This window comes from Phenylobacterium sp., from assembly GCF_031425575.1.
GTDB lineage: Bacteria > Pseudomonadota > Alphaproteobacteria > Caulobacterales > Caulobacteraceae > Phenylobacterium.
Genome location: NZ_JANPJP010000183.1, coordinates 1 through 1,690 on the forward strand (window position 1 = coordinate 1; position 1,690 = coordinate 1,690).

Consider the following 1,690-nt stretch of genomic DNA (forward strand, 5'->3'; position numbering starts at 1 on the left):
CGCTCACCGTGGTGGGCGCGCTGACCGCCTCCATCTCCACCCCGTGCAGCGTGAGCCGTTCGATCAAGTCCCTGCGATAGCCGGGAACCCAGTACCCCTTGGGCCGCGACAGGGTCAGGGTCGGCTCCGACAGGAAGTGGGGCAGGGACCACAGTTCCGTGTCGGCCTCCCCCAGCCAGCGGATCTCGCGCCGCCCCGAGGCCACGCTCTCATAGGTCTCGTACTTGATGCCCTTGAAGCTGCGCATCCGCGCCGGGGCCTTGCCGGGCGTGAAGTTGGCCGGAATCTCCGTCGGCCGCAGCGCCCGGTCGGCCGTTATCGCCGCCCGTAGGCCCGCGCCCTGGCCGGCCAGCAGCCGCAGCGACGTCTCCAGGAACAAATAGGTGGCCAGCACCCGCTGGGCGTGGGGCTTGAGGCTATGGTTCTCGATCAGGATGGTGGGCACGTGGGCCGCCGCGCCCCAGCCGTTGGAGAACCGCTCCCCCAGGCCTCCGTCGGTGAGCCCGGCCTTGGGATCGTCGTCGTCCCGGCCGAACACCAGCTCGCCGGGGATATGGCCCTCGGCCTCCAGCGCCCGGTTCATCGCCGGCTTGAACACATCGTCCAGCCACACGGCGATGGCCGGCGAGCGCGACCAGGACCGCGCCTCGCCATTGTAGCCGTAGGTCAGGTCGTACTGGTAATCGAGCCCGTCGGTGACGTGGATGTCCACATAGAGGTCGGGCCGGTACTTGTTGAGCAGGCCCCGCGCCGCCTGCATCTCCGGCTGGTCCAGCTTCATGTAGTCGCGGTTGAGGTTCTGGTTGGTGGCCGTGTTGCGCCAGCCCTGGATGCGCGGCCCCCGCTGGTTGGGCCGCGAATAGCGCGAGGCCCGCTCGTGTCCGTCCACGCTCAGGATCGGCGCCAGGATCAGGTTGGCGCCGTCCAGCAGGCCGTCCTTGCCGTAGAAGCAGATGTCGCGCAGCAGCATCATGCCCGCGTCCTTGCCGTCGATCTCACCCGGATGGATGCCGGCCTGGGCCAGCAACACCGGCTTGGCCGGATCGAACGCCGCCCCATCCTTGCTGGCGATCACCGCATAGATCGGTCGCCCCTCCGGCGAGGTCCCGAACACCTCGATGCGGATCCAGGGGGAGGCCGCCTCCAGCCGGTCGAACCAGGTCCGGGTGTCGGCGTAGTCGGGGCTGAAGTCATGCTCAGCATCGGCCTCGAACGCCGTCACCCATGGGTCGGTCACGTCCCGCAACAGCGCCTGGCTCGCCCCCTGCCAGGGCGGCGCCGGCGGCAGGAAGTCCTGGTCCCAGGGGGAGGCGGCGGAGGAGGGGGCGTCGGTCATGGCGGGCTCCGGACAGGTCATGACCACATGGGCGCACGCGCGACCGCTGTCGAGAGCCCAGCCAAGCCCGCCGGGACCAGCACCGCCGCTGGAACCTTCTTCAACGGTGGAGGTTAGCCCATCATGTCCATTCTCATCTTCATCATCGTCGTCATCGTCCTTCTGGCCCTCGCCCTCTGGGCCGTCCAGAAGCTGCCGATCCCTTCACCCCTCAACTGGATCGTTCAGGTCCTGCTGATCGTCGTGGCGATCTTCGTGATCGGGCAGCGCGCCGGCCTGTTCTAGGCCGCAGGCGGCGTGGCGGGGGGGGGTTGAACGAACCCCACCCGCCCCCCCCCCCCCCCCCCCCCCCCC

The 1,690-nt window shown here is 69.3% G+C and carries 2 protein-coding genes; one reads left to right on the forward strand and one right to left on the reverse strand.

Going from position 1 to position 1,690, the window contains the following annotated elements; genetic code table 11:
- Positions 1-1,336: M14 family metallopeptidase (locus tag RMO97_RS10365; protein ID WP_310540870.1), on the reverse strand; the 1,336-nt coding region annotated here is incomplete at its 3' end.
- Between the two features lie 123 nt (positions 1,337-1,459).
- Between RMO97_RS10365 and RMO97_RS10370 the strand changes: the two genes are divergently transcribed.
- Complete coding sequence (locus RMO97_RS10370) at positions 1,460-1,621, forward strand: hypothetical protein (RefSeq protein WP_304781533.1); 162 nt, start codon at positions 1,460-1,462, stop codon at positions 1,619-1,621.
- Positions 1,622-1,690 lie beyond the last annotated feature (69 nt).

Excerpts from the sequence above, each read along its gene's own strand:
- RMO97_RS10370 (WP_304781533.1), top strand. The coding sequence starts at position 1,460 with ATGTCCATTCTCATCTTCATCATCGTCGTCATCGTCCTTCTGGCCCTC.